The organism is Bacillus sp. AP50 (assembly GCF_040492675.1).
In the GTDB taxonomy this organism is placed as follows: Bacteria; Bacillota; Bacilli; order Bacillales; family Bacillaceae_G; genus Bacillus_A; species Bacillus_A cereus.
In genome coordinates this window covers 1-3,977 of sequence record NZ_JBEUTW010000476.1, presented here as the reverse complement: position 1 = coordinate 3,977, position 3,977 = coordinate 1, and the positions used below count along the sequence as shown (strand labels likewise).

The following is a 3,977-nucleotide window of genomic DNA, read 5'->3' as shown; positions in this document are numbered from 1 at the left end:
GTCTAGTAATTCGCTTGAAATAAAGAAGTAACATACGTAAATTCGTACGATTTCGTGAACAAATGTAGTAAACAATTTTCTCGTAGTGTTAACTTTTGTTATTATAAACATAACCTATTTAAATTTAGGATAGAGAAAAGAGGTTTATAAATGAAGCGTTATCAAAAAATAATTGGTCTTATGGTTGTATTTTGTCTCTTTGTACTTGCTGGATGTAGTGAATCAGGTTCAAAGCTTCGTAAACCATTAAATTGGGATTTAGAAACCTTCCAATTTACAAATCAAGATGGAAAGCAATTTGGTACAAAAGATTTAAAAGGGAAAGTTTGGGTTGCAGATTTTATGTTCACAAATTGTCAGACAGTTTGTCCACCAATGACTGCAAATATGGCCAAGCTTCAAAAGATGGCAAAAGAAGAGAAATTAGACGTTCAGTTTGTTTCATTTAGTGTAGATCCAGACCTTGATAAGCCAGAAAATCTGAAAGCTTTTATTCAAAAGTTTACAGAGGATACTAGTAACTGGAATTTATTAACGGGGTATTCGTTAGAAGATATTACAAAGTTTTCAAAAGATAATTTCCAATCACTTGTAGATAAGCCGGAGAACGGTCAGGTCATGCATGGTACATCATTTTATTTAATTGATCAAAACGGAAAAGTAATGAAAAAGTATAGTGGCATTAGTAATACGCCATACGAAGACATTATACGTGATATGAAGCGATTAGTGGGTTAAAAATAAGGGTGCATAGCACCCTTATTTTTTTGCATTAGTCTATTGATAAAATGTCATGTTGCTGGGGAAGTTTCGGCGCCCGAATTTCTAATACGCCGTTTTGATAAGAAGCTTTTGCCGCTTTTTTATTAATTGAATACGGCAATTTAATCAATCTTGATGCTTCTGAAATGGAACGTTCTCGGCGATAATAGTTATGGGATGTTTGTTCTTCTTCCTCTTCAAGTATCTCTTCTTTTACAGAGACTTTTAAGTATTCACTTTGTATTTCAATTTGGATTTGTTCTTTTTGTATACCTGGTAGTTCAGCTGTAACAACGAGTTCTTCACCAACTTCATATAAATCTACAGGGAATGTTAATAAACGGTTTCCTTTTTGGAAAAAATGATTTAAATCAGCGATTACATTGCGAAGAGGTGTTTGCTCGAAGAAATCATCAATTTGCTTTAAGTAATTACGAACCGGTGGGCGAGAAGAATCTTTTTTTTCTTCACTCATGGTATTCCCTCCTAGAAATCAATTTGCAATATCATATGACAAAAGCGGAGAAAGGTGAGTGCCTAGTTTTCATGTTTTCATAAAAAATTGTTAAAAATGTGAAATGGAGTGATTTTTTTATAGTTTTTGGTCGCCATATTCAGTTGATTATGCTAGTATAAATAGGGTTGATATAGTAGTATAGAGACAGAATGAAAACTGAAAGAGGGTAAGAAGTATGTGTGGTTTTGTAGGATGTTTATGTGAAAACCCTAGAGAGTTTTCAGAAACAGAAAAACATCAATTTGAAAATATGAACACGATGATTTTCCACCGTGGTCCAGATGACGAAGGATATTTTCGTGATGAACATGTACAATTTGGCTTCCGCCGTTTAAGCATCATTGACTTAGAGGCAGGACATCAGCCGCTAACTTATGAAAATGATCGATATGTAATTATTTTTAATGGTGAAATTTACAACTATGTAGAATTACGTGAAATGTTACTTGAAAAAGGTGCAACGTTTGCAACGCAATCTGATACAGAAGTTATCATTGCATTGTATGCACATATGAAAGAAAAATGTGTAGACTACCTTCGTGGTATGTTTGCATTTATGATTTGGGATCGTGAAGAAAAGAAACTTTTCGGTGCACGTGACCACTTCGGTATTAAACCTTTATACATCGCACAACAAGGTGATACTACATTCTTCGCATCTGAGAAGAAAAGTATTATGCATGTGATGGAAGATAAAGGCGTTAATCCAACGTCACTACAACATTACTTTACGTACCAATATGGTCCAGAGCCAGAAACTTTAACAATTGATGTTAATAAAATCGAGCCTGGTCATTATTTCGTAAAAGAAATCGGTAAAGAGATGGAAATCCATCGCTACTGGAAACCTTATTTCAATGCTTCAAGTGCAACGAAAGAGGAGCATATCCAAGCAATTCGTGATGTGTTATATGATTCAGTAAAAGTGCATATGCGTAGTGATGTACCAGTAGGTTCATTCTTATCTGGTGGTATCGATTCATCTATCATCGCTTCTATCGCAAGAGAAATGAATCCAAATCTTTTAACATTCTCTGTTGGTTTTGAGCAACGTGGTTTCAGTGAAGTTGATGTTGCGAAAGAAACTGCTGAGAAATTAGGCGTTAAAAACCATAACGTATTCATTTCAGCGAAAGAATTTATGGATGAGTTCCCAAAAATCATTTGGCATATGGATGATCCTTTAGCTGATCCAGCAGCTGTACCATTGTACTTCGTTGCGAAAGAAGCACGTAAACATGTAACAGTTGTTCTTTCTGGTGAAGGCGCAGACGAGCTATTTGGTGGTTATAACATTTACCGTGAGCCAAACTCACTAAAAATGTTCTCTTACATTCCTAGCCCAGGTAAGAGCGTTCTAAAAGCATTAAGTGGTGCTCTTAAAGAAGGATTTAAAGGTAAGAGCTTCCTAGAGCGTGGATGTACACCAATTGAAGAGCGTTACTATGGAAATGCTAAAATCTTCCGTGAAGAAGAAAAAGCTGAATTAATGAAGTATTACAATGAAAGTGTTAACTATATGGATATCACGAAACCATTGTATAACGAGATTAAAGATTATGATGATGTAAGTAAAATGCAGTACATTGACATGTTCACATGGCTACGCGGTGACATTTTATTAAAAGCTGATAAAATGACAATGGCAAACTCATTAGAACTTCGTGTACCGTTCTTAGATAAAGAAGTATTCGATGTTGCATCTAAAATTCCAACTGAATTTAAGATTGCTAACGGAACTACGAAAGCTATTTTACGTGAAGCAGCACGCGGAATCGTTCCAGATCACGTATTAGATCGTAAAAAACTTGGATTCCCAGTACCAATTCGTCACTGGTTAAAAGACGAAATGCATGATTGGGCTATAAATATTATAAACGAAAGTAAGACAGAGCATTTAATCGACAAACAGTATGTATTAAACTTACTGGAAGCACATTGTGCAGATAAAGGCGATTATAGCCGTAAAATTTGGACTGTACTTGCGTTTATGGTATGGCACCAAATTTATGTTGAGCATAAATACGATACGAATAAGTTCCATGAAGAAACAAAACGTGCGTATAGCTTAGTTTAATTAGAAAAACCTTAAGATCGCATACGGTCTTAAGGTTTTTTTCATAAATAGGAAGTATTATTGATACAATAATAGTAAAAGGATGGACAACATATGATTACGTTTGAGAAAGTTACTGTAGAAAATGAAAACGTTGTTAAAGAAATGTTTAAATCGCATAGTTTAGGTGAGAAAAAGGTACAGTACTGTGTGAAAGTTGATGATACATATATTGGTGTAATAGATTATAGTGTACAAGAGGAACGGGCTGTTTTATCACAGCTAATTATTCATTTTGATTACCAAGGTTACGGTTATGGTACAAATACGTATTTTACATTTGAAGAAATGATGAAACAAAGAAATGTGAAAGAAATAAAAGTGCTACAAGAGAAATTAACAGAAAAGGCGAAGTCTTTCATAGAGAGTTTTGGTTTTGCTTCAGAAGATGAAGAGTATGTAAAGAAAATATAACGATGATTATTTATGCGATACAATAAATATAAGGCAGGTGGATGTATGACGATGACTTCTGGTCTTGTATTAATTGGAGGGTGCTTTATAGTAGCAGAATTATGTCATATAATCATTCGGAAAAGAATGAGTAAGAAAAAAAAGCCGTATGTTCTAAGGCAGCGCTCG

4 protein-coding genes are annotated in these 3,977 nt (G+C 34.5%); 3 read left to right on the top strand and 1 reads right to left on the bottom strand.

From position 1 onward, the window contains the following. Positions 1–150 precede the first annotated feature (150 nt). Positions 151–738 (top strand): SCO family protein, encoded by a 588-nt coding sequence (locus ABWK52_RS24990; RefSeq protein ID WP_000833335.1) that lies wholly within the window; start codon positions 151–153, stop codon positions 736–738. A gap of 34 nt (positions 739–772) precedes the next feature. On the opposite strand, the gene ABWK52_RS24985 is transcribed toward ABWK52_RS24990, so the two are convergent. Beyond that, positions 773–1,237, bottom strand: coding sequence for an Hsp20/alpha crystallin family protein (locus tag ABWK52_RS24985; protein WP_001288085.1), 465 nt, complete (start codon positions 1,235–1,237; stop codon positions 773–775). A gap of 217 nt (positions 1,238–1,454) precedes the next feature. On the opposite strand from ABWK52_RS24985, the gene asnB reads away from it, so the two are divergent. Both asnB and ABWK52_RS24975 read left to right on the top strand, forming a co-directional pair. Next, positions 1,455–3,356 carry an asparagine synthase (glutamine-hydrolyzing) gene (gene asnB, locus ABWK52_RS24980; RefSeq protein ID WP_000333816.1) on the top strand — a complete coding sequence of 634 codons (1,902 nt, stop codon included), beginning with the start codon at positions 1,455–1,457 and terminating at the stop codon, positions 3,354–3,356. A gap of 93 nt (positions 3,357–3,449) precedes the next feature. After that, complete coding sequence (locus tag ABWK52_RS24975) at positions 3,450–3,809, top strand: GNAT family N-acetyltransferase (protein ID WP_098542216.1); 360 nt, start codon at positions 3,450–3,452, stop codon at positions 3,807–3,809. Positions 3,810–3,977 lie beyond the last annotated feature (168 nt).

Bases quoted from the DNA above. Each gene is read 5' to 3' on its own strand.
- ABWK52_RS24990 (WP_000833335.1), top strand. From the start codon at position 151: ATGAAGCGTTATCAAAAAATAATTGGTCTTATGGTTGTATTTTGTCTC.
- ABWK52_RS24975 (WP_098542216.1), top strand. From the start codon at position 3,450: ATGATTACGTTTGAGAAAGTTACTGTAGAAAATGAAAACGTTGTTAAA.
- ABWK52_RS24985 (WP_001288085.1), bottom strand. From the start codon at position 1,237: ATGAGTGAAGAAAAAAAAGATTCTTCTCGCCCACCGGTTCGTAATTAC.
- asnB (WP_000333816.1), top strand. From the start codon at position 1,455: ATGTGTGGTTTTGTAGGATGTTTATGTGAAAACCCTAGAGAGTTTTCA.